We start from the raw sequence: 21,749 nt of genomic DNA, 5'->3' as shown, positions 1-21,749 counted from the left end.
GTTGAATGGTGATAGCGGACCCGTTGACAGCACCGGGACCGCACAGCGATCCGGATCCGAGGAGCAGACATCATGCCGACGTCACAGCCCGACGCGTCCCGGTCGTCCGAGGACCGCGCCACCCCGGACGACCTGCTCCACGCCCGTACCGGCACCGAGGTGTCGCCGGAGGACGTTGTCCTCGCCTCGGGCAAGGACATCACCCCGCACAGTCTCGAATGGGCCCGGCGCAAGCTGGCTGCGGAGGGCCCGGCAGCGCTCGACAAGCTGCTGCCCTAGCCGCGAACGGGTGTTCGGCTGTTCCGGGGCAGCCGAACCCGCTCGCTCGGTCCTACGGCGACCAGGTCGTCGTGGAGCTTCCCCTCAGCGCTCCCCCGACTCCTCGTCCAGGCACAGCACTTCGACCCGCTGCACGAGGTTGTTGGCGAAGCCGCCCCGGTTCCAGGGCTGTTCCAGCGGCTGGGTGTGCCCCTCGGCGTCGGTGGCCCGCGCGCTGAGGACGAACTCCCCCGGCTCCACGTGCCAGTTGTAACGCCAGCGCCGCCATGCCCAGCGGTGACCTGTGTCCGGTTCGAGTTCCGCCTCGTGCCAGGAGTGTCCCGCGTCCGTGCTCACCTCGGCCCGGGTCACCGGCGCCCGCCCCGACCAGGCCCGCCCCTCCAGCGTCACCGTGCCGGGCCGGACCACGCGGGCCCGGGACATGAAGTCCGGGAAGCCGGGCGGGACGAGCAGGGCGCGCGGCGCGATCCGGGTGACCGGCTCGCCCTCGTCCCCCGGCTGCTGCCGGAGCCGGTAGGCGACGGTCTGCTGGAACCCGGTGAAGGGGGCGCCGGTGACGGTGATCTCGCGTAGCCACTTCACCTGGGCCATGCCGTACCAGCCGGGCACGACGAGCCGGAGCGGGTAGCCGTGCTGCGGCGGCAGCGGGGCGCCGTTCATCTCGTAGGCGACCAGCACTTCGGGCTCGGTGCCGGTGGCCACGTCGACCGGCAGGGCCCGCTGGTAGTCCTGTTCGACGCCGCGCTCCACCCCGTGGTCGGTGCCGGTGCACACCACGTCGACGGCGTCGGCCTCCACCCCCGCCTCGGCGAGCAGCAGCCGCAGCGGGACGCCGGTCCACTCGGCGGTGCCGACCGCCTCGACCAGCCACGGCTGGCTGACCGGGCGGGGCGTGAGCAGGGCCCGGCCGTTGCCCGCACACTCCAGCGTGACCCGCGTGGTGACCCGGGGAAGCGTCCGCAGCTCGGCCAGGGTCAGGGTGAGCGGACGACGCACCTGGCCTGTGACGCCGAGCCGCCAGGGGGTGTCCTCGGGGACGTACGGGATGTCGTAGTGCGTGAGGACGTAGTGCAGGCCCGGCGGGGTGAGGTCGTGGCGCATCGCTTCGAGCGGCAGGCCGTGGTTGCGGGTGGCGAGCGCCAGTTCGTCCCGGCCGATGCCCTCGTCGGGGGCGGCGAGCCGGGCCGGGGTGCTCGTGTCGGCGAGTCGGCGGCCCATGGCCGTATTGTCGCGCGGTCCGCCGGAACTGTCGCGGTCTGCGGCACATTTCCGGCACCCTCGCGGCAACTTCCCGTAACCTGCGGCGACTCAGGTTCGGCAGGTTCTCACCGCTCACCCTTTCGGAACAGGCCCCGCGGCTGCCAGACTGCCGAGGGTGCCCGACTTCGACATGCTTGTCATCGGTTCAGGTCCGGGTGGCCAGAAGGCCGCCATCGCCGCGGCCAAGCTGGGCCGCCGGGTCGCTGTCGTCGACCGCCCCGACATGGTCGGCGGGGTCTCCATCCACACCGGCACCATCCCGTCCAAGACCCTGCGCGAGGCGGTGCTGTACCTGACCGGCCTCACCCAGCGTGACCTGTACGGCCAGAGCTACCGGCTGAAGGAGGACATCACCGTCGCCGACCTGACCGCGCGCACCCAGCACGTGGTCGGCCGTGAGGTCGATGTGATCCGCAGCCAGCTCTCCCGCAACCACATCTCGCTTTTCGGCGGCACCGGCCGCTTCGTCGACCCGCACACCGTCGCCCTGCGCGAGGTCACCGGCCACGAACGGCTGCTCAGCGCGGAGAACATCATCATCGCCACCGGCACCCGCCCGGCGCGGCCGGACAGTGTCGAGTTCGACGGCCGCACGATCATGGACTCCGACAACGTCCTCGCCCTCGAACGCGTCCCGCGCTCCATGGTCATCGTCGGCGCCGGGGTCATCGGGATGGAGTACGCCTCGATGTTCGCCGCGCTCGGCAGCAAGGTGACGGTCGTCGAGAAGCGGGCCGGGATGCTCGACATCTGCGACGTCGAGGTCATCGAGGCGCTCAAGTACCACCTGCGGGACCTCGCCGTGACGTTCCGGTTCGGTGAGACCGTCGCCGCGGTCGAGCGTCACTCCCGCGGCACGCTGACCATCCTGGAGAGCGGCAAGAAGATCCCTGCCGACGCCGTGATGTACTCGGCGGGCCGACAGGGTCTGACCGACGAACTCGACCTGGACAAGGCCGGGTTGAGCGCCGACCGGCGCGGCCGGATCACGGTCGACGAGCACTACCGCACCGAGGTGCCGCACATCTACGCCGTGGGTGACGTGATCGGCTTCCCGGCGCTGGCGGCGACCTCCATGGAGCAGGGCAGGTCGGCCGCCTACCACGCGTTCGGCGAGCCGGTCGGGCAGATGCACCACCTCCAGCCCATCGGCATCTACACCATCCCGGAGATCAGCTTCGTCGGGCGCACCGAGGACCAACTCACCGAGGACAGCGTGCCCTTCGAGGTCGGCATCTCGCGCTACCGCGAGCTGGCCCGCGGCCAGATCATCGGGGACTCCCACGGCATGCTGAAGCTGCTGGTCTCCCCGCGGGACCGCACCCTGCTGGGCGTGCACTGCTTCGGCACCGGGGCCACCGAACTGATCCACATCGGGCAGACCGTGATGGGCTGCGGCGGCACGGTCGACTACCTGGTCGACGCGGTGTTCAACTACCCGACGCTCGCGGAGTCCTACAAGGTCGCGGCCCTGGACGCCACGAACAAGCTGCGGCAGATCGAGCGGATCGGGGACTGACGCCCGTCAGGGGATGTCGGAGGGGTCCTCGACGATGTGCACGGCGGCCTCCTCGGCGCCGGCCGCGCCCGCGTCGATGCCCACGTCGGTGGCGACCTCGTCCTTCGTGGTGGTGGGGTGGGCGCCCTCGTCGGGGGCGACGAGGCGTCCGGCGCGGTCGGAACCGGCCTGCGGGTCGACCGGTTCGCCCTCGCCGCCGGGCAGGTCGCCGATCTCGTCGCCGAGAGGCGCGGCCGCCTCGGGGACCTCCTGGGCGAGGCGTTCGTCGAGGCTCTCACCGTCGTGCTGTTCGGCTGCCGTGGTGCCGTGCCGGGTGACGCCGAGGGGCTTCTCCGGTGGCGAGTAACCCTCGTCGAGGGTGTCGTCGTAGGTCCGTTCGTCGAGGGCGTCCTGGAGGTCCAGCGGCGCCGCGTCCTCCTGTTCCTCGTTGGTTCCGGTGGGCTGGTAGGCGTCGTCGGCCATCGGCTCGGCAGGTGTCGGTTCGGTGCCCATGGGCTGCCTCCCTCGCGCTCGCGTACGGTTCGATGCGGTGTCCTGATCCGCGTTTCCCCGTATGCGCTCTCCAACCTCGAAAGAGTGCCCGGAGTAAGGCATTCCACAGCCGGAAGGTTACCCCCCAGTTAATCTTGAAGGATCAAGGAATAGGGCTATCATCACTCGCATACACGGAGTGACCGATCATCGACGCAGCGGCCGTACGGTCCTTTGCACCCCCCTTGGTTCCTCCCTTCACCGTCCCTGCCCGAGGCCATCCCTCTCGAGGTCCGGGGCGGGGCCACCCCTCACCCCTTCAGCGCCGTACGGCCCCCTCCGCCGTGCGGCGTGCCCGACGGAAAGCAGCACAACCATGAGCATCAGCAGGGGCAGAGGGCTGCAGGCCAATGCCCTCGGTACCTTCGACACGGTGGTGATGGCCGTCGCGGGCAGCGCGCCGGCGTACTCGATCGCCGCGACCACCGCGGTCCTGGTCGGCTCGGTGGGCCTGGCCAGCCCGGCGGCCCTGCTGTACTGCGCGATACCCATGCTGGGCATCGCGCTCGCGTTCAGCTATCTCAGCCGGATCGACGTGAACGCGGGCGCCAGTTACTCCTGGGTGGGCCGGACGCTCCATCCCTTTCTGGGCTTCGTCAGCGGCTGGGCGCTGGTGATCTCGGCGACCATCTTCATGGTGGCCGGCTCACTGCCCGCCGGCTCGATGACGCTGGCCCTCTTCGACCAGGACCTCGCGGACAACACCGCGCTGTCGACCGTCGTGGGCGCGGCCTGGTTCGTGCTGATGCTGCTCGTGGTGCTCGGCGGCGCCCGGCTCACCGTGCGCGCCCAGCTCGTCATGTCGGGCGTGGAGCTCGCGATACTGGCCCTGTTCTCCGTCCTCGCCCTCTTTCACACGGGCAACGCGCGCACCTTCGAGTGGTCGTGGCTGGGCTTCGGCCACTTCGACGGCATGGCCGGGTTCGCGTCGGGCGCGCTGATCGCCGCGTTCTACTACTGGGGCTGGGACGTCACCAGCAACCTCAGCGAGGAGACCCGCAACAGCCGCCGTACGACGGGACTCGCGGGGCTCATCGGGGTCGGCATCGTCTTCCTGCTCTTCGAGGTGTTCACCATCGCGGTGAACGTCATCCTCACCTCGCAGCAGATCGAGGACAACGACGCCAACGTGCTGGCCGTGCTCGGTGAGGAGATCTGGCCGGGCTGGGGCGGCAAGCTGCTGATCGTCGCGGTGATGCTGTCGACCATCGCCACGCTGGAGACCACGCTGATCCAGGTCACGCGCTCGCTGTTCGCGATGGGCCGGGACCGCACGATGCCGTCGGCGCTGGGCCGGGTGCACCGCCGCTGGAACACCCCATGGGTGGCGATCGTGGTGGTCGGCGCGGTGGCGCTGCTGATGTTCATCGCGTCCAACGCCCTGGGCTCGGTGGGCGACATCCTCTCCGACGCCATCTCGGCGATCGGTCTGCAGATCGCCGTCTACTACGGTCTGAGCGGCCTCGCGGTGGTCGTCGCGTACCGCAAGATGCTGCTGAAGTCCCCGGCCGACTTCCTGCTCGGCGGGCTGTGGCCGCTGCTGGGTGCCCTGTTCATGTTCTGGATCTTCGTGGAGTCGCTGGGCGAGCTGAGCACTGCCGCGCTCACGATCGGTTTGGGCGGGCTGGCCGTGGGGCTGGTACCGATGCTGTGGTACTGGAAGCAGGGCAGCGATTACTACCGGCCCGCGCGGCTTGACGCGAGCCGTACTGTCGAGGCGGACTACGTGCCCGACGGCGGGGAGTCCGGGCCCTCGCTCGTCCACGAAGGTCTCCCCACCGACTTCTGAGGGGTTGTGTGATGGCGAGAGACCGTTTCGCCCCCGAATTCGATCCCGACTGCGGGGACTTCCAGCTCACCAGCGCCCGCCAGGACATCGTCATCGGGCGCTGGCAGGGCCTGCGTGAACTGCTGCGTGACACCGGGCCCGACTGGCTCTCGCGGGGCCACCGGGTGCGGATGCTCGCCCAGGCCTGCGCGGGCAGTTCGACGGTGGAGTCGTGGCTCGCGGCCGAGCCGCACAACGGCGACGCGCTGGTGCTGCGGGCGGCCACGGAGACGGCCAGGGCGTTCAACCTGGCCATCGCCGCGGGCCGGGGGGTGCCGATCGACCAGCGCCGCATCGACGCCGCGGTGATGTCCTGTCTGCAGGCGTCGGAGGCGTTCGTGGACGACCCGACACCGTGGATCTCCCTGATCTCGGTGGCGCGTCTGTACCCGGCCGGGGTGCGGCGGCAGGAACTGGGGCGCTGGTGGGACGAGTTGCACGGCCGGGATCCGTACAGCGTCGAGGGCCACCTCCAGGTGCTGCACTACTACTCGGCCCGCTGGCACGGGTCGAACGGCCTGATGTACGACTTCGCCCGGGACGCGGCCGGTGTGGCGCCGCCGGGTTCCGCGCTGCCGGTGCTGGTGCAGTACGCGCGGGTCGAGGAGTACCGGAACGCGCAGGACGCCGCCGAGGACAGGCGGACGTCCGTCGGGCTCGGGCAGCACTGGAAGAACGACGGGGCGATCAGTGACGTACGGCGCACCTGGCAGCGCTGGATCGTGGGCCGCGCCGACCCCACCGTGGCGCCCGGCGAGCTGCGCGACCTCAACCACCTGGCCCACGCGGCCTGTCACGCGGGCCTCGCGGAGGTCGCCGTCCCGCTCCTGCGCATGCTGGACCGCCAGGGCACCCGCACACCGTGGTCCTACACCGGCGATCCGGACCAGCAGTTCACGAAGTGGCGCAAGGAGTTCCGGGTGCGGGCCTGAACGGGCGCACTGTCCTGGCGGGGCTCAGGGGAGGCCGTCGCGGTTCTCGGAGGTGCTCGGCTGCACGGCCTGCCGGGTGACGCCCGGCGCCGAGCCGATGTCGGCCCCGGGACACTCCGTGCGTCCGGCAGATCGTCAGGGCGTGCTCGCCTCTTCCGTCGGCGCTCCGGCCGCCAGGCCCTGCGTCCACTTCTCCTCGATCCGGCCCACCTTCCACACCACCAGGGCGACGATCCACGTGGCGAAGAACAGACCCACGATGACGAAGCCCAGGAGGTTGAGGTCGAGGCCGCTGATCCAGGTCCAGAAGGGGCCGTGGAGGTGCAGTCGGTCGGCCAGCAGGCCCAGGAGTTCGACCGTGCCGATGAGGAGTGCCACCGCGACCGACAGGCCGGTGATCGTGAGGTTGTAGTAGACCTTGCGGACCGGCTTGGAGAACGCCCAGCCGTAGGCGAAGTTCATGAAGGAGCCGTCGATCGTGTCGAGGAGGGACATGCCGGCGGCGAAGAGGACGGGCAGGGTGAGGATCGCGTACCAGGGCAGTCCGGAGGCCGCGCCCGACCCTGCCAGGACCAGCAGGGCGATCTCCGTCGCCGTGTCGAAGCCCAGGCCGAAGAGGAGCCCGAGCGGGTACATCTGCCAGGGCTTGGTGATCGACGTCATGACCCGGCCGAGCAGGCGGTTCATGAAGCCGCGGTTGTTCAGCTGCTCCTCCAGCGCGGCCTCGTCGTAGCGGCCGGAGCGCATCCGCCGGAACACCTTCCAGATGCCCGCCAGGACGACCAGGTTGACCGCGGCGATCAGATAGAGGAACGCGCCCGAGACGGTCGTACCGATCAACGCCGTCACGTCGTGGAGCCCGGAGTCGTCGTCGCGCACCGGTCCGGCCAGGGCCTTCACACCGAGCGAGAGCAGCAGCGCCAGGACGAAGACGACACTGGAGTGGCCGAGCGAGAACCAGAAGCCCACCGACAGCGGCCGCTGCCCCTCCCCCATCAGCTTGCGGGTGGTGTTGTCGATGGCCGCGATGTGGTCGGCGTCGAAGGCGTGCCGCATCCCGAGGGTGTAGGCGGTCACGCCGATGCCGACACCGAAGGACTTCTCGCCGACGCTGTAGTGGTGCGGGGCGACGATCGCGACGAGGGTGACCCAGCCGATCACGTGCAGCGCCACCACGACCGCGGCCATGCCGCCCGCCCTGACCCACTCCTGCCGCGTCATGGAGCCACGGACGCGGCGCCATACCGAGCCCCTCGCGGGGACGGCGGCGGGGAGGAGGGGCGGAGCGGAGTCAGGGGCGGCCGTCATCGGGCGGAGGATCCTTCTTCAGGGGATACGGCCACGGTCAGCAGCCTTGTGCCATCCTCCGGTACCTGCAAGTCATGTGCAGTAAAGCCCGTGACAGGTCTTTGCCACGACTGGGGAAAGTGCCCTGTCAGGCCGTCGCGTTCGGCCCGTCCGGGCGGTTGCGGCGCTGCTCGACCATCTCGCGGCTGAGGTCCTCGGTCTCCGGCTCGGACAGCCGCTCGAAACCTTCCTCGGTGATCACGGAGACGATGGGGAAGATCCGGCGGTTGAGGTCGGGGCCGCCGGTCGCGGAGTCGTCGTCGGCCGCGTCGTAGAGCGCCTGGAGCGCGGCGAGGGCGGCCTCGCGGCGGTCGAGTCCCTTGCGGAACAGCTTCTTCAGCGCGCCTCTGGCGTACGGCGATCCGGAGCCCTCGGCGTGGAAGCCGGTCTTCTCGTAGAGACCGCCGGCGATGTCGTAGCTGAAGATGCGGCCGCGTTCCCCCTCGGGCGCGGAGAAGTCGTAGCCGGTGAGGAGGGGGACGACGGCGAGGCCCTGCATGGCCTGGCCGAGGTTCTGCCGGATCATGCCGGCTAGCCGTCGCGCCTTGCCGTCGAGGGTCATGGGGACGCCCTCGATCTTCTCGAAGTGCGTCAGTTCCACCTGGTAGAGCTTGACCATGTCGAGGGCGAGTCCGACGGTGCCGGCGAAGGCGACCGCCGTGTGGTCGTCGGCGGGGTGCACCTTCTCCAGGTCGCGCTGGGCGATGAGGTTGCCCATGGTGGCTCTGCGGTCCCCCGCGATGAGCACGCCGTCGCGGTAGGACAGGGCCAGCACGGTGGTGCCGTGCGGCACCTGGTCCGGCGCGGCCCGCACTCCGTCGGGCAGGACGCGGCGCGTGCTGAGCAACTCGGGGCGGTGGGCCGCCAGGAACTCGGTGAAGGACGAGGACCCCGGGGTGAAGAACTCCTCCCCCAACCGCCCGCCGTTCTCGTTCCACGTCATGGCTTTCCCCCTCGTCCTCAGGCCGACATCCGGAGTCCTACCAGCTGCACGGGGGCCGGAAACGCCGCCCGCGCTCCTTCCCGGGCGTCAGGTCGGGCCCTGTCCGCTCACGTTCGGTGCGATGTGGATGTCCATCCCGGCGGCGGGGAAGGTCCGCCAGTCGCGCGCGTAGGCGGGCGGTGCGCCGCCGGACCGGGTGAGGACGGCGAGGGGGAGACGACGGGACGTGCGCACGATCCCGGCCACGCTGCTGTTGGCGTTCGGACCGGCCACCGCCGACGACGAGCACCCGGTGTAGTAGGCGACGGGGATCGCCAGGTGGCCGGTGAGCGCACAGGGCGGGCGCACGCCCAGACGGTGCAGCTCGGCCGCGGTGGTGGCCCAGTCGTGGTGATCGTCCGTCGTGCGGCGCACCGTACGGTCCAGCACCGCGTACTGCACCGCCAGATGTCCCGCCAGACCGAGCGCGATCAGCGTCGCCGCGACCGGGCGCCACCGGCCGGCGCGGGTGGTGGCGAGGTGGAACAGCGCGTCGGCGACCGGGATCGCGAGCAGGGCGTAGAAGGGCAGCAGGAACCGGGGAGCCGCGTATCCGATCAGGAACAGGTAGGGCACGGCCGCGGTCGTGGCGCAGGCCAGGGGGACGAGGGTACGCCGGGTGCGGCCGGCCCGGGCCGCGACGACGAGGCCGGCGCCGGCCAGCAGCGGGAGGACGAACCACCAGGCCATGACCGCGGGGTCCGGCAGGGGGCCGGTACACGGACGGCACAGGCTGCGGCCGCCCAGGCTGCGCAGTTGGTCGTCGACGGCGAACTGCAGGCCCAGTCCGCCCTGGATGCGGGAGCCCTCGTGCAGTCGTTCGGCCAGGCCGCCGTAGCTGGTGTAGGCCTCGATGACCCACTGCACGCCACCGGCCACCAGCCCGGCCACCAGCCCGGCGACGAGCCGCCGATGACGGTCCACGGCGGCCACGACGAGCAGCGGCAGGGCGACGTACACCGCGTCGGTGGGCCGCATCCACGCCATGAGGCAGGCCCCCGCGACGACTCCCCACAGCGCCCTCGGGTTCTCCCGGACCCGCAGGAAGCAGCCGACCGCGCCCAGCGCGCCCACGGCGACCCAGTAGTTGGGCATGGCCTGGGGGCCGTAGAACAGGGTGATCCACAGGGAGGCGAACAGGGCACCGCCGGCGGCGAGGACGCGGGCCGGGAAGAGGCCGCGCCAGGCGCGCAGGGCCAGGTAGAGGCCGAGGCCGGACAGCACGGCGAGGTAGACGCGCAGGAGTTCCGTCGAGGTCGACCAGCTCGCGATCGGCGCGGCCAGCAGGGAGACACCGCGGGCGCGCGGGGCGCTGAAGAAGGCGGCCGGGGCCTGGACAGCGACCTGGCTGACGTAGACCGTCTCGTCCCAGCCGAGGCCCATGCCGGGGCGGACGAGGACGAGTTGGGCCAGGGTGAAGGCGGCGGCCACCGCCGCGAGCTGCCAGGAGCCCCCGGCCCGCCGTAAAGCGTCGAAGGCGACCGACGGTGTATGCCGATCGCCTCCGACGAGCAGGGCTCTGTCGCCGTGCGTCATCGTCCACCCCTCACCCCGTATGCCGCGGGGACTTGGTCACGTCCTCAAAGGCAGGGACAACCTAACCCGAGGCCGGAGGGGTGGAGGGCGCAGTTCGGCCAAGCGGCGCCCGGCCGGATCGCCCGTCCGGGTCAGCGGGCGTGCGGGACGCGGTGCGGGGGCTGGTCCGGGGCCGGGCGGTCCTCCGGCGGCGGGACGGGGCGGACGACCGGGCCGTCGCCGTTGACGGTCAGCGGGGTGCCGTGGTGGCTGATCCTCAGGGGCGCACCCGACATCAGGGTGTACGTCGCCTTGTCCGGGCCGATCTCCACCCGCAGACAGCGGCCCAGGAGCTGGAGGTTGAAGGCGAGGCGGCTGAACCGCTCCGGCAGCCGGGGCGCGAAGCGGAGGGACTCGCCGTCGCGGCGCAGACCGCCGAAACCGGCGACGAGGGCCGTCCAGGTGCCCGCGAGGGAGGCGATGTGGAGTCCGTCGCGGGTGTTGTTCGCCAGGTCGGCGAGGTCCATCAGCGCCGCCTCGGCCGTGTAGGCGTAGGCGAGGGACAGGTGTCCCGCGCGGGCGGCGACGACCGCCTGGACGCAGGCCGACAGAGAGGAGTCCCGTACGGTCAGGGGCTCGTAGTAGGCGAAGTTGCGGGCGATCTGCTCCTCGTCGTGGAACTCCTCGAACCAGCCGCTGCACAGGTACATCGCCAGCACCAGGTCCGCCTGCTTGACGACCTGCTTGCGGTAGATGTCGAAGTAGGGGAAGTGCAGCATCAGCGGGTACTGGTCGGCGCGGGTGCTGTCGAAGTCCCAGCGCTGGTAGCGGGTGAAGCCCGCGTGCTGTTCGTGCACGCCGAGTTCGGCGTTGTAGGGGATGTGCACGGCCTCGGCGGCATCCCGCCAGGCGGCGCTCTCCTCGTCGTCCACGCCGAGCGCGGCGGACTGTTCCGGATGGCGGGCGCAGGCGTCGGCGGCCGCGAGGAGGTTCGCGCGGGCCATGAGGTTGGTGTACGTGTTGTCGTCGGCGACCGCGCTGTACTCGTCGGGGCCCGTGACGCCGTCGATGTGGAAGACGCCGTGGTGGTCGTGGTGGCCGAGCGAGCGCCACAACCGGGCCGTCTCCACCAGCAGTTCGACGCCGGTGTCACGCTCGAAGTCCGTGTCGCCGGTGGCCTCGGTGTAGCGCACCACCGCGTCCGCGACGGCGGCGTTGACGTGGAAGGCGGCGGTGCCGGCGGGCCAGTACGCCGAGCCCTCCGAGCCCTCGATGGTCCGCCAGGGGAACGCGGCGCCGTTCAGGCCGAGTTGCGCGGCCCGCTCGCGGGCGGCGGGCAGCGTGTTCTGCCGCCAGCGCAGCACCTCGGCCACGGCACGTGGCTCGGTGTAGGTGAGCAGGGGCAGCACGAAGGTCTCGGTGTCCCAGAAGGCATGGCCGTCGTAGCCGGAACCGGTCAGTCCCTTGGCCGGGATGGCCCGTTGCTCCGCGCGGGCGCCCGCCTGGAGCACGTGGAAGAGGGCGAAGCGGACGGCCTGCTGGATCTCCTCGTCACCGTCGAGCTCGACGTCGGCGCGGGCCCAGAAGTCGTCCAGGTAGCTTCGCTGTTCGTCCAGGAGTCCGTCCCAGCCGCTGTGGGCCCCGGCCGCCAGGGCCGCGTCGACCTGGTCGCTCATCGCGGGCCGGGACCGGGCGCCGGACCAGCCGTGGGCGACGAGCTTCTCCACCCGCAGCCGCTGCCCGGGCTCCAGGACGGAGGTGACGGTCAACCGGGCCAGGTCCACCGTCTCCTCGCTGCTCGTGGTGGTGCGCTCCGGTCCTTCGATCACGTGGTCGGCGGCCACGGCGACCCGCAGTCCGCTGTGCCGGGTGCGGTGCACCAGCCGCAGCCGGGTGCCGTCGGCGAAGCCCTCTTCGTGCTCCAGCGGCGACTTGAGGACCTTCGACGCGCGCGGGTCGCCGTTCGCCCCGGGCAGGCTCTCGTTGGTGACCAGCTCGGACTGGATCACCACACGGGTGCGGCTGTCGACGGGCTCCACCTCGTAGGCCACCGCGGCGACCGCCCGCTGGGTGAGCGAGACGAGCCGGGTCGAGCGCACCCTTATCCGCGAGCCCGCCGGTGAGATCCACTCGCAGGACCGCTCCAGGACGCCCCGGCGCAGGTCGAGGCAGCGTTCGTGGGCCACGAGACGGCCGTAGCGCAGGTCGAAGGGCTCGTCGTCGACGAGGAGCCGGACGATCTTGCCGTTGGTGACGTTGATGGCGGTCTGACCGGACTCCGGGTAGCCGTAACCGGCCTCGGCGTACGGCAGCGGGTGCAGTTCGTGGACGCCGTTGAGGTAGGAGCCGGGCAGGCCGTGCGGCTCGCCCTCGTCGAGGTTGCCGCGCCAGCCGACATGGCCGTTGGACAGGGCGAACACGGACTCGCTCTGGGCCAGGACGTCGAGCTTGAGGGAGGTCTCGCGGACGGCCCAGGGCTCGACGGTGTAGGAGCGTTGGGTGATCACGCGTGCCCTCCCAGCTCGGCGAGGCCCTTGACGACGATGTCCGCGCCGTGCTCGTACAGGGCGTCGGCCTGCCCGACCCGGTCCAGGCCGACGACGTATCCGAAGCCGCCCGCGCGGCCGGCGTCCATGCCGGCGAGGGCGTCCTCGAACACCGCGGACCGGGGCGCGTCCAGACCCAGGTCGTGGGCGGCGGCGAGGAAGGTGTCGGGGCGCGGCTTGCCGGGCAGTCGGCGCTCGGCCGCGACCACGCCGTCGACGCGTACGTCGAAGAGGTCCTCGGCGTCGATCGCGCGCAGCACGTCACGGCAGTTGGCGCTGGAGGAGACGATCGCGGTGCGCAGACCCTGCGCGCGGGCCGCCCTGATGTAGGTCAGGGTGTCGTCGTAGGCCTCGACGCCGTCGGTGCGGATCTTCTCCAGGACGAGGGCGTTCTTGCGGTTGCCGAGGCCGTGGACCGTCTCCGCGCCCGGTGGGTCGTCGGGATCGCCGTCCGGCAGTTCGATGCCGCGGGAGGCGAGGAAGGTACGCACACCGTCGGCCCGCGGCAGGCCGTCGACGTACTGGTCGTAGTCGTGGTCGTCGAATGGCCGGAAGTGTTCGCCCTCACGTTCACGAAGGAACGCGTCGAACATCTCCTTCCAGGCGGCCGCGTGCACGACTGCCGTCCTGGTGACGACCCCGTCGAGGTCGAACAGGCAGGCCTTGATCTCTGCGGGTAGACCGAGCTCCGTCATACAGGACACGGTTCCCAGCCTTTCGCTTCGTCAACAGGTGGATTCAGTCGTGCGGGAACGAGTGGTGCTCGTGGGCCACCAGCCAGCGGCCGCGTTCCTTGCGCAGGCCGAAGGTGAGTCTGAGCCGGAACCCGGGGTGCGCGGCGAGTTCCTCCGGCGTGGCGCAGCGCACCAGGGCGTGGGCGTACGCGACGTCCGTGCCCGCGGTGACGTGGAGGGACTCGAGGTCGAAGCAGGCGCCCTGGGCCTGCCATGCGAAGAAGGGCGGCCAGGCCGCACGGTAGGCGGCGAGGCCCCGGATGCCGTGGTGGGGCGACGCCACGTCGAACATCACGATGTCCTGGGCGTGGTCGGCGATCACGCCGACGAGGTCACCGCGGTGGACGGCTTCGGCCCACCCGGTGATCAGGGCGCGGATCTGCGCCTCGTCGGAGGCGTTCGCGGCGTAGGAGGCGTTCGAGGCGTCGGACTCGTCGGAGTACTGGGGCACGACTGGGGCTCCTTTCTCCCCCTTCCGCCCTCCAGGGTGCCTGGCCGATCCGAAGTCATCGAATGACACACTCGGCGTGTGCCGCTGACCTTCGACGACCTTGTGACCCGTGCGCGTTCCCTCGCCGAGCCCGGGAGGCGGGCCGTGCTCGGCATCGCCGGGTCCCCCGGCGCGGGCAAGACGACCCTCGCCGAGCATCTGGTGCGGGCGCTGAACGGCTCCGGGGAGCCATGGGTGGCGCACGTCCCCATGGACGGCTTCCACCTCGCCGACGTGGAGCTGGACCGGCTCGGGCTGCGCGACCGCAAGGGGGCGCCCGAGACCTTCGACGCGGCGGGGTACGCGGCGCTGCTGCGGCGGCTGCGCGAGGAGACGGACGGGGACACCGTGTACGCGCCGGGCTTCGAGCGGGTCCTGGAGCAGCCGATCGCCGGGGTGATCCCGGTGCCGCCGACGGCCCGCCTGGTCGTGACCGAGGGGAACTACCTGCTGCTCGGCACCGGCGCGTGGACGCGGGTCCGGCCGGCCCTGGACGAGGTGTGGTTCTGCGCGCTCGACGAGGACGAGCGGGTGCGCCGGCTGGTCGCCCGGCACGAGGAGTTCGGCAAGACCCACGACGAGGCGGTGGCGTGGGTGATGCGCTCGGACCAGCGCAACGCGGAGTTGGTGGCGGCCGGCCGGCAGCGGGCCGACCTCTTGGTGCCGGTCTCGGCACTGCCGCGCGTGGACGTGTGAGGGAAGGGGCCGAGGCCCCCGCGCCTCAGCAGGCGGACAGCGCCAGTTCCGGCTCGCCGTGGGCATCGCCCGCGGGGTCGCCGATCCGTGCCGTGAACGCCTCGGTGCGTACGGTCAGTTCGGCGCCGTCGCGTGCGAAGGCCGCCGTCGGGGCGGCTCCGGGGCCGTAGCGCACGGCGAAGGCGTGCAGGTCGTCCGGGGCGTCCGGGACGGGGTCCGCCTCCAGGGCCGTGGAGCTGATCAGGTGGCGCCAGCCCTCGTCGGGGTTGCCGTAGCCGCGGGGGTCGGCGGCCAGGGCGAAGGCCGCCTGTTCCTGGGTCGCCTCCGAGCGGGCGTCGAAGTGGTCCATGCCCTGGGCCTCGGGGTGTGTCAGCCGCAGGGCGCCCACGGAGGCCACCTCGCCCTCGGCCGTCCGGCGCACGCTGTCGCCGTCGTCCTCGGCGTACGGCAGCCCGGCCAGGAGGTAGGGCGTGCCGGGGAGGCGTTCCACGGTGACCGTGGTCCACAGGCTGGTGCCGTCGGTGACGTACAGGGACTGGATGTGCCGCAGGACGTGGTCGCGGCCGACGACCGGCTTGGTGACCAGCTTGGCCGCGAGGCCGTCGGCGCGCACGTCACGGACCCTGACCTCGCCCATGGGACGGCACAGCAGGAAGCCGTCGACGACCGGGCCGAAGCCGTGCTGGCGGTGGACGGCCGCGGGCAGGTAGTAGGTGCCGCCGACCTCGACGACTGCCGGAGTCATCTTCGTGTCGAAGGCCACCGACACCGTGCCCGCGCGCAGTTGGTGGCGGGCGATCGCCGTGGACGGTTCCCGGTGCCAGCGGGTGGTGTCCTGGATCTGCCAGACCAGCATCCAGGCGAAGTGGCCGTCCACTCCCCCGTCCTCCTTGACCGCGTGCCGGGCCCAGCGGGAGTCGCCCCGGTAGCGGCCCAGGTCGGCGCCGATCCGGGCGCCGAAGTAGCGCAGGCCCAGGACCGACTCGAAGGCGGAGTGCTGCTCGCTGTAGCGCGGGCCGCCGTTGTCGTAGCCGCCGCCCGTCAGGCGGGCGTCGATGTACCGGGCCAGGGTGTCGCCGTCCTCGGCGAAGATCTCCGCGCCGCTGATCCGGTGGGCCTGGGCGAGGAAGGACAGAGAGATCGGCCCGTAGTTGTTGTCGTAGGCGCCGCCGTGCTCGGGCGGCAGCAGCGCGCCCCGGTCGAGGACCCGGTGGGCGCGGATCTCCTCGGTGTACAGCCGGAGCGCCCGCTCGCGGACCGACTCACGTTCCCCGTCCGGCAGATGGTCCGAGAGCATCAGACCGCCGACCACACAGCCGATCGCCTGGTTGCCCGCCTCCTGCGGGTTGAAGAAGGTCGCCTCGGTCAGCCAGCGCCAGTATCCGCGGGCCACGTCGAGGAGTTCGGCGCGCGGTCCGTCCTCGACCAGGCCCTCCGCCGCGTCGAGAAGGTTCACCGCCTGGAGCAGTGCCCACACCGTGCTCGGCCAGTCGCCGATGGGGTGCGCGCCTGCCTCCAGGGTGTAACGGGCGTACGGCAGGCCCGAGTTGCGCACCTTCAGGTTCGGGTAGCCCGGGTTGTCGTCGGTGTAGACCCGCTCGCGCAGATGGAAGGCGAGGCTGCGGCTCACCGCCTCCGGCAGCCTCGGGTCCTTGCCGCGCTGCCAGGCGAACGCGAGCAGGGAGGTGATGCCGAGCGAGGTGTCGCCGATGTCGTCGACGCAGTCGGGGTGTTCGAGGTTGCCCTCGGGCGTCAGCCGGGCGAGGGCCTGCTCGGTGACGTCGGCGAGGACGGCGTCGTAGGCCTGCGGGGTGTCCGGCAGGTCGTGCAGCGGGCCGAGCTGACGAGGGAGGTGCACGGGAATCAGTCCTTCATGCCTGGGACGGTCGTGGCGCGCAGTGTGAGGGTCAGTGTCTGCGGTCCGTGCCCACCGAGGTAGACGCGATGTCCGGTCGTCGCGTCGGTGCCGCCGACCACGGTGTAGTCCTGGCCCGGGTCGTAGCGCAGTACGTCGGTCCGGTCCGGCCCGGCGAGCGGCTCGCCCGTCTCCACGGCGGCCTCGACCCGGATCTCGTCGTCGCCGACGCGGTAGGTCAACGGCTCGGTCGTCAGGCACCAGCTTCCGTCGCCGAGCGGTACGGATCCGTCGACCACGCCACCGGGCCGGAAGGTCAGTTCGAGGCACCAGGGCACCGTCGGGCCGCTGATGTCGATCCGCAGGTCGGCCCCGTCCTCCCGCAGGTCGACCTCGACCCGCGTCGTGTGGGAGACCTCGTCCTGAGGGCGGTCGGGGAAGGCCATCGCCGCGGAGAAGCGGCCCTCGTCCACCAGGCGGTAGGCGCCGTCGTCGCGCCTCCGGTCCTTCGGGAGCGGCTGGTAGTAGGCGGTGGTGAGGGTCTGGGTGAGCCGGTACCGGTTGTCGGCGAGCCGTTCCATGTCGGCGGCACGGAACGGGCCCAGGTCGAAGAACACCCGCGAGAGGCGGACCGCGTCGAGGACGGCGGCACCGGCGAACATGCGCAGGAAAGTGGGATTGCAGGCGAGGCCCGAACGGATGCGCCGGTGCTCGGGCACGTCGGAGCCGCCGTACACCACCGTGTGCGCGGTGGCCGAGACGTGTGCGGCGAGACGTGCGGTGGGGAGGAACCGGTCGCGCGGGAACTTCTCCGCGTCCGGGGCCGACAGGGCGCGGCACAGATCCGGGGTGAGGAGGGTCTGGGCGAGCAGGTCGGGGTCGTCGATGCCGTCGGCGGCCGCCAGCCGGGCCGCGCGGGCGAAGTCGCCCCGGCCGGTGCGGATCGCGAGCAGCCGGTAGTGCGGCAGGTAGGGCCACAGGGCGAACGAGAGTTTCTGGTCCTGGCGGCGCGAGTGGACGGTCTCCACCATGCCGTCCGGCCTGATCAGGTCCAGGGTCGTGGCCAGGTTGCGTTCGACGGCGTCCAGCAGGTCGGTACGGCCGAGCACCTCGGCCAGCAACAGCAGCGCCGGATTGGTCACGATGGACGCGTAGACGGCGCTGCGTTCCGAGTACAGGCCGTCCGTGTCGATGTCGACGCCCTCGGCGAGCCACTCCTCGACGCGGGCGAGCAGCCGGTCGTCGGGGAACGACCGGTGCAGCCGGGCGAGCGCCGCGCTCAGCTCCCAGCGGTGGTTCGGGGTGTGCACGCCACCGGTCAGGAGACTGGCGGTGGCGGCGTCGGCGATCTCGGCGAGCGCGGCCGTCACCTCGCCCAGTTCCGGTCCCGCGCCGGCGGCGAGGACGTAGGCGTCGCACACGTCGTTGACGGTGAACGCGGAGTCGGGCGGTGACTGCACGTTGTCGCCGCCCGCGAAGAGACCGGAGGGTGTCTGCACGGCCCGCAGGGCCCGCAGGTGGGTCATCGCGGCGGCGACCGCCTGTCCGCTGCCGTGCAGTGCCGAGTCCGGGGAACGGTATGCCGCTGTCAGGGTTTTCACCCGCCGCGCCAGACCACGGTGCGGCACGCCGGCGGGTTCCACGTCCGGGTCGGCCGCCAGCGGGACGGCCGACCGGTCGGCGGCACGGGCCACCGACCGGACGAACTCGTGGTCGAGCGGGGTGGGCAAGATCAGTCCTTCAGTCCGGCATTGATGTCGGCGCCCATGACGTAGCGCTGGAAGACCAGGAAGATGACGATCAGCGGGATCATCGAGATGACCGATGCGCCGAGCAGTACCGACCAGTTGATGTTCTGGGCGCCGACGATGCTCTGGATGCCGATCTGCACGGTGAACTTGTTCGGGTCGTTGAGCATCAGGAGCGGCCAGATGTAGTCGTTCCACCGCCACTGGAAGGACAGGATGGCGAGGGTCAGCATGATGGGCCGGGAAAGCGGCACCATGATCCGCAGGAAGATCGACAACTCCTTGGCGCCGTCGATGCGGGCGGCTTCGACCAGTTCGTCGGGAACCGTCAGGAAGAACTGGCGGAACATGAAGCATCCGGTCGCCGTGAGCACGGCCGGGAGGATGATGCCGGCGAAGGAGTTGTAGAGGCCGAGATTGCGGACCACCAGGAACTCGGGGGCGAGCATGACCTCGCCCGGCAGCATCGTGGTGGCCAGGATGCAGAGGAAGAACGCCTTGAGCCATTTGTTGTCGTACTTGGCCAGGGCGTACCCGGTGCAGCAGCTGACACCCACCGTGAGGATCGTCGTGATCACGCACACGAGGGCCGTGTTGATGAAGTACTGGGAGAAGTTGGCGCTGTCCCACGCCGCCCTGAATCCCGACAGCGTGGGGTTGTGCGGGACCAGCGTCAGCGGATAGGAGAACAGGTCGCTGGCCGGCTTGAAGGAGCTGAGGACGAACCACAGCACCGGAAACCCGTACAGGCACGCCATGATCCACAGCAGTGTCGTCGCGGACACCGCCTGCCGGAGCCCTCCGGTGGCCGTCTTGCGGGGCCGCTTCTTGGAGACGCTCCGTCCGGAGCCGACGTCGGCCGGGCGCGGGATGTCTGTGGTTGTCATCGGTTCTCCACCCGCCGGTTGACGATCAGCTGGATGATCGCGACGGCCATCAGGATGAGCATGAGCACGAACGACGCGGCGCTCGCGTAGCCGATCTGGCCGCGTTTGAAGCCGGTCTCGTAGATGTACTGGACGAGCAGGTTGTTCGAGGTGCCGGGTCCGCCGTTGTTGAGGGCGACGAACACCGGGTACTCCTTCATCGAGTTGATCGTGTTGAGCAGGATGACGATGAACGAGGTGGGCGCGATGCTCGGCAGGGTGATGCTGAAGAACTGGCGCCAGGGGCCGGCGCCGTCGAGCGAGGCGGCCTCGTAGTACGACACCGGTACGTTCTTGATCGCCGCGATGAACAGCAGCATGGTGAACCCCGTCCAGGCCCAGGCCGCCGCCATCACCACCACGAGCAGCGAGAGGTCCGCGTTCGACTGCCACGGAACGGCGTCCCCGCCGAACTTCTCGATGACGTAGTTGACCAGGCCGAAGTTCTCACCGAACATCCACCGCCACAGGACGCCCACGACGATGGGCGACAGCAGCCACGGGATGAAGAAGACGACGCGGGCGACCGACCCGCCCTTGGCGTGCTTGCTCACCACCAGGTTGGCGGCGAGCAGCGAGACCACGAAGTTCAGCGGGACGAAGAGGACGGTGTACAGCAGGGTCCGGGTCAGGGCGTCGTAGAACGTGGAGTCCCCGAACAGGTTCTGGTAGTTGTCCAGCCCGACCCACTGGAACACCCCCACGCCCGTGTAGTTCGTGAAGGAGTAGACAAGCCCGATCACCGCCGGCCAGACGAAGAACAGCGCGAAGAGCACGACGTTGGCCGCGATGAGGACGAGCGGCGCAAGGGTGTACTTACTGCGTCTCCTGGGCGAGCTCGGCGGGCTCGCGGTCACGACCGAGGCGCGTTTTGTCATCTTCCTGACTCCGTGCTGGTGGAATGGATTGCGGTGGGCTCACCCCATGAGCCCGGCACCACATGGGCGGCCGGTGCCGGGCGGCGGGGAGGAGACGCCGCCGCCCGGCACCGTGGCCTACGATCAGCCGCCGACCTGCTGGTTGTAGCCGTCCACGATGTTCTGCAGGGCCTTGTCGGCCGACTGCTGGCCGTTGATCGCCTTGCCGAGCTCCGTCTTGGTCGGGTCCTCGGTGAGGCTCTTGCCCTTCAGCACCCAGTTCGTCTGCGCGCCGTTGAAGTAGCCGGAGATCGGGGCGTAGAGCGGGATCTCCTCGTTGTACAGCTTGAACGCCGCCTGCGCCGCCTCGGAGGTGAAGGGGTACTTCGGGCTCAGACCGCTCTCGACCGGCAGGAAGCCGGACGCCTCGCACAGCGCCTGGTAGTGGGCCGGCTCGTACAGCCAGGACAGGAACTTCGTCGCGGCCTTGGCGGCGTCGCCGTTGTTGTTGAAGCCCACCGTCATGCCGCCGCTGTTGACGTCGCTGGCCTGCACCGGCTGGGCGGGGGTCGGGACGCTCGCCCACTCGAACTTCTTGATGCTGTCCGCGAAGGCGGGGACCTGCCACACGCCGGACCAGTAGGCGACCACGTCACCGCTCTGGAACATGGCGGACGGGTCGGCGCCGCTGGTCCACACCGACTTCGGCATGGTCTTGTCGTCGTTCCATCCGACGAAGGTGTTCACGGCCTTCTTGGTCGCCGCGTCCACCGAGAACTTGCCGGAGTCGTCGGCGTGGACGTACTTGCCGCCCATCTCGTACACCATGGCGCGCAGCCGGGACGGCGACTGGTCGAAGGTCAGGGAGTACTTGGCGCCGGTCTTCTCGCGGACCTTGTTGGCCGCGGCGATGAAGTCGGTCCAGGTCCAGGTCTTCGAGGGCGAGGTCGGGAAGGAGACCTTCGCCTTCTCGAACAGCGACTTGTTGATGAACAGACCGGACGCGGTGACGTCCGAGGGGATGGACAGCACCTTCCCGGACGAGTCCTTCGCGAGGAAGTTGGCGTTGATCTTGTTGGTCTTGTTGTTGGCGATGGAGCTGAGGTCGATCAGCTTGCTCGACCAGATCGGGTCCAGCGCCGGGACGGCGGCCACGTCGGGCAGGGAGTTCGCCTGCGCGGCGTTGTGCAGCTTCGTGGTGTAGCCGTCGTAGGGGATGTTGACGAGCTTGACGGCGACGCCGGTTTCCTTCTTGTACTGCGCCACCATCTTCTTCCAGCCCGCGTCCTGCCCCGGAACCGTGGAGATCCAGAACGTCAGGGACTTGGAGGTTCCGCCCGAGTCGCCCCCCGACCCGCAGGCGGAGAGCAGCAGGGCACCCGCCGAGGCGGCGGCAGCGAGGGAAACCAGGCGGCGCATGCCGCCGCGGCCGAGACGGCTAGAGCGCCGCACACCCACAGTGGTCATCTTCGATCCCTTTTTTTCGTCGTAGGGGACGGAGCACGGCGCCGACCTAGGCGGCACGGGTGCAGTTTGCAGGAGGGTTGCTTTCCGAGGGCGCGGCCTCGCCCGGCCGCGTCATCCTGACGGGCAAGGGTCCCCGGCCGCTGTGGCCGTCACCGCACGGGCACGCCCTCGTGCGGTTGCCGTACGTCGAGTACGGGCGGGACGCTCGCCCAAGCCGGCGTCCCGGCCGACTTAGAA

At 70.6% G+C, this 21,749-nt stretch carries 18 protein-coding genes; 5 read left to right on the top strand and 13 right to left on the bottom strand.

Annotated features, from left to right (window positions below; all coding sequences use genetic code 11):
- Positions 1-72: 72 nt before the first annotated feature.
- Entirely contained in the window at positions 73-279 is a 207-nt protein-coding gene (locus ABZT06_RS16070) for a hypothetical protein (protein WP_355740569.1), read from the top strand.
- 84 nt (positions 280-363) lie between these two features.
- Here ABZT06_RS16070 and ABZT06_RS16065 read toward each other — a convergent pair whose 3' ends face one another.
- A complete protein-coding gene (locus ABZT06_RS16065) occupies positions 364-1,497 on the bottom strand; it encodes a sulfite oxidase (RefSeq protein ID WP_355740567.1) in 1,134 nt (377 codons plus the stop codon).
- 157 nt (positions 1,498-1,654) lie between these two features.
- On the opposite strand from ABZT06_RS16065, the gene sthA reads away from it, so the two are divergent.
- Positions 1,655-3,058, top strand: coding sequence for a Si-specific NAD(P)(+) transhydrogenase (sthA, locus tag ABZT06_RS16060; RefSeq protein WP_355740565.1), 1,404 nt, complete (start codon positions 1,655-1,657; stop codon positions 3,056-3,058).
- Positions 3,059-3,064: 6 nt separating this feature from the next.
- Here sthA and ABZT06_RS16055 read toward each other — a convergent pair whose 3' ends face one another.
- A complete protein-coding gene (locus tag ABZT06_RS16055) occupies positions 3,065-3,550 on the bottom strand; it encodes a DUF5709 domain-containing protein (protein ID WP_355740563.1) in 486 nt (161 codons plus the stop codon).
- Between the two features lie 355 nt (positions 3,551-3,905).
- Here ABZT06_RS16055 and ABZT06_RS16050 point away from each other — a divergent pair, with 355 nt between their 5' ends.
- Together ABZT06_RS16050 and ABZT06_RS16045 are read left to right on the top strand one after the other, a co-directional pair.
- Positions 3,906-5,378, top strand: coding sequence for an APC family permease (locus ABZT06_RS16050; RefSeq protein WP_355740561.1), 1,473 nt, complete (start codon positions 3,906-3,908; stop codon positions 5,376-5,378).
- An 11-nt stretch (positions 5,379-5,389) separates the two neighbouring features.
- Positions 5,390-6,349, top strand: coding sequence for a hypothetical protein (locus ABZT06_RS16045; protein WP_355740559.1), 960 nt, complete (start codon positions 5,390-5,392; stop codon positions 6,347-6,349).
- Positions 6,350-6,484: 135 nt separating this feature from the next.
- Here ABZT06_RS16045 and ABZT06_RS16040 read toward each other — a convergent pair whose 3' ends face one another.
- The 6 genes from ABZT06_RS16040 to ABZT06_RS16015 all read right to left on the bottom strand — a co-directional run bounded on the left by ABZT06_RS16040 (position 6,485) and on the right by ABZT06_RS16015 (position 13,924).
- On the bottom strand, positions 6,485-7,657 hold the full coding sequence (locus ABZT06_RS16040; protein WP_355740557.1) for a HoxN/HupN/NixA family nickel/cobalt transporter: 1,173 nt from the start codon (positions 7,655-7,657) through the stop codon (positions 6,485-6,487).
- A 127-nt stretch (positions 7,658-7,784) separates the two neighbouring features.
- Positions 7,785-8,639: a proteasome subunit beta gene (prcB, locus tag ABZT06_RS16035; RefSeq protein ID WP_355740555.1), complete on the bottom strand. Its 855-nt coding sequence runs from the start codon at positions 8,637-8,639 to the stop codon at positions 7,785-7,787.
- Between the two features lie 87 nt (positions 8,640-8,726).
- Complete coding sequence (locus ABZT06_RS16030; protein WP_355740553.1) at positions 8,727-10,214, bottom strand: hypothetical protein; 1,488 nt, start codon at positions 10,212-10,214, stop codon at positions 8,727-8,729.
- Between the two features lie 131 nt (positions 10,215-10,345).
- Positions 10,346-12,700 (bottom strand): glycosyl hydrolase family 65 protein, encoded by a 2,355-nt coding sequence (locus tag ABZT06_RS16025; protein WP_355740551.1) that lies wholly within the window; start codon positions 12,698-12,700, stop codon positions 10,346-10,348.
- Positions 12,697-13,434, bottom strand: coding sequence for a beta-phosphoglucomutase family hydrolase (locus tag ABZT06_RS16020; RefSeq protein ID WP_355740549.1), 738 nt, complete (start codon positions 13,432-13,434; stop codon positions 12,697-12,699). Before ABZT06_RS16020 ends, ABZT06_RS16025 begins: the two co-directional genes overlap by 4 nt.
- Positions 13,435-13,477: 43 nt before the next feature.
- A complete protein-coding gene (locus ABZT06_RS16015; RefSeq protein WP_355740547.1) occupies positions 13,478-13,924 on the bottom strand; it encodes an SgcJ/EcaC family oxidoreductase in 447 nt (148 codons plus the stop codon).
- 78 nt (positions 13,925-14,002) lie between these two features.
- On the opposite strand from ABZT06_RS16015, the gene ABZT06_RS16010 reads away from it, so the two are divergent.
- Complete coding sequence (locus ABZT06_RS16010) at positions 14,003-14,659, top strand: nucleoside/nucleotide kinase family protein (RefSeq protein ID WP_355740545.1); 657 nt, start codon at positions 14,003-14,005, stop codon at positions 14,657-14,659.
- A gap of 25 nt (positions 14,660-14,684) precedes the next feature.
- On the opposite strand, the gene ABZT06_RS16005 is transcribed toward ABZT06_RS16010, so the two are convergent.
- The 5 genes from ABZT06_RS16005 to ABZT06_RS15985 form a co-directional block, all read right to left on the bottom strand.
- Positions 14,685-16,517, bottom strand: a complete 1,833-nt coding sequence (locus ABZT06_RS16005) for a hypothetical protein (protein ID WP_355740543.1) — start codon at positions 16,515-16,517, stop codon at positions 14,685-14,687.
- 5 nt (positions 16,518-16,522) lie between these two features.
- Positions 16,523-18,244, bottom strand: a complete 1,722-nt coding sequence (locus ABZT06_RS16000; RefSeq protein WP_355740541.1) for a hypothetical protein — start codon at positions 18,242-18,244, stop codon at positions 16,523-16,525.
- A gap of 2 nt (positions 18,245-18,246) precedes the next feature.
- Positions 18,247-19,149 (bottom strand): carbohydrate ABC transporter permease, encoded by a 903-nt coding sequence (locus ABZT06_RS15995; protein WP_355740539.1) that lies wholly within the window; start codon positions 19,147-19,149, stop codon positions 18,247-18,249.
- Complete coding sequence (locus ABZT06_RS15990; protein WP_355740537.1) at positions 19,146-20,066, bottom strand: sugar ABC transporter permease; 921 nt, start codon at positions 20,064-20,066, stop codon at positions 19,146-19,148. Before ABZT06_RS15990 ends, ABZT06_RS15995 begins: the two co-directional genes overlap by 4 nt.
- 123 nt (positions 20,067-20,189) lie before the next feature.
- On the bottom strand, positions 20,190-21,512 hold the full coding sequence (locus ABZT06_RS15985) for an extracellular solute-binding protein (RefSeq protein WP_355740535.1): 1,323 nt from the start codon (positions 21,510-21,512) through the stop codon (positions 20,190-20,192).
- Between the last annotated feature and the right edge of the window lie 237 nt (positions 21,513-21,749).

It is taken from the genome of Streptomyces sp. NPDC005483 (genome assembly GCF_040606035.1).
In the GTDB taxonomy this organism is placed as follows: Bacteria; Actinomycetota; Actinomycetes; order Streptomycetales; family Streptomycetaceae; genus Streptomyces.
The sequence above is the reverse complement of the archived record's forward strand: the minus strand, read 5'-3'. Positions and strand labels throughout refer to the sequence as shown.

Coding starts and splice junctions, on each gene's coding strand:
- ABZT06_RS16070 (WP_355740569.1), top strand. CDS start 73: ATGCCGACGTCACAGCCCGACGCGTCCCGGTCGTCCGAGGACCGCGCC.
- ABZT06_RS16065 (WP_355740567.1), bottom strand. CDS start 1,497: ATGGGCCGCCGACTCGCCGACACGAGCACCCCGGCCCGGCTCGCCGCC.
- ABZT06_RS16055 (WP_355740563.1), bottom strand. CDS start 3,550: ATGGGCACCGAACCGACACCTGCCGAGCCGATGGCCGACGACGCCTAC.
- ABZT06_RS16050 (WP_355740561.1), top strand. CDS start 3,906: ATGAGCATCAGCAGGGGCAGAGGGCTGCAGGCCAATGCCCTCGGTACC.
- ABZT06_RS16045 (WP_355740559.1), top strand. CDS start 5,390: ATGGCGAGAGACCGTTTCGCCCCCGAATTCGATCCCGACTGCGGGGAC.
- ABZT06_RS16040 (WP_355740557.1), bottom strand. CDS start 7,657: ATGACGGCCGCCCCTGACTCCGCTCCGCCCCTCCTCCCCGCCGCCGTC.
- prcB (WP_355740555.1), bottom strand. CDS start 8,639: ATGACGTGGAACGAGAACGGCGGGCGGTTGGGGGAGGAGTTCTTCACC.
- ABZT06_RS16030 (WP_355740553.1), bottom strand. CDS start 10,214: ATGACGCACGGCGACAGAGCCCTGCTCGTCGGAGGCGATCGGCATACA.
- ABZT06_RS16020 (WP_355740549.1), bottom strand. CDS start 13,434: ATGACGGAGCTCGGTCTACCCGCAGAGATCAAGGCCTGCCTGTTCGAC.
- ABZT06_RS15995 (WP_355740539.1), bottom strand. CDS start 19,149: ATGACAACCACAGACATCCCGCGCCCGGCCGACGTCGGCTCCGGACGG.
- ABZT06_RS15990 (WP_355740537.1), bottom strand. CDS start 20,066: ATGACAAAACGCGCCTCGGTCGTGACCGCGAGCCCGCCGAGCTCGCCC.
- ABZT06_RS15985 (WP_355740535.1), bottom strand. CDS start 21,512: ATGACCACTGTGGGTGTGCGGCGCTCTAGCCGTCTCGGCCGCGGCGGC.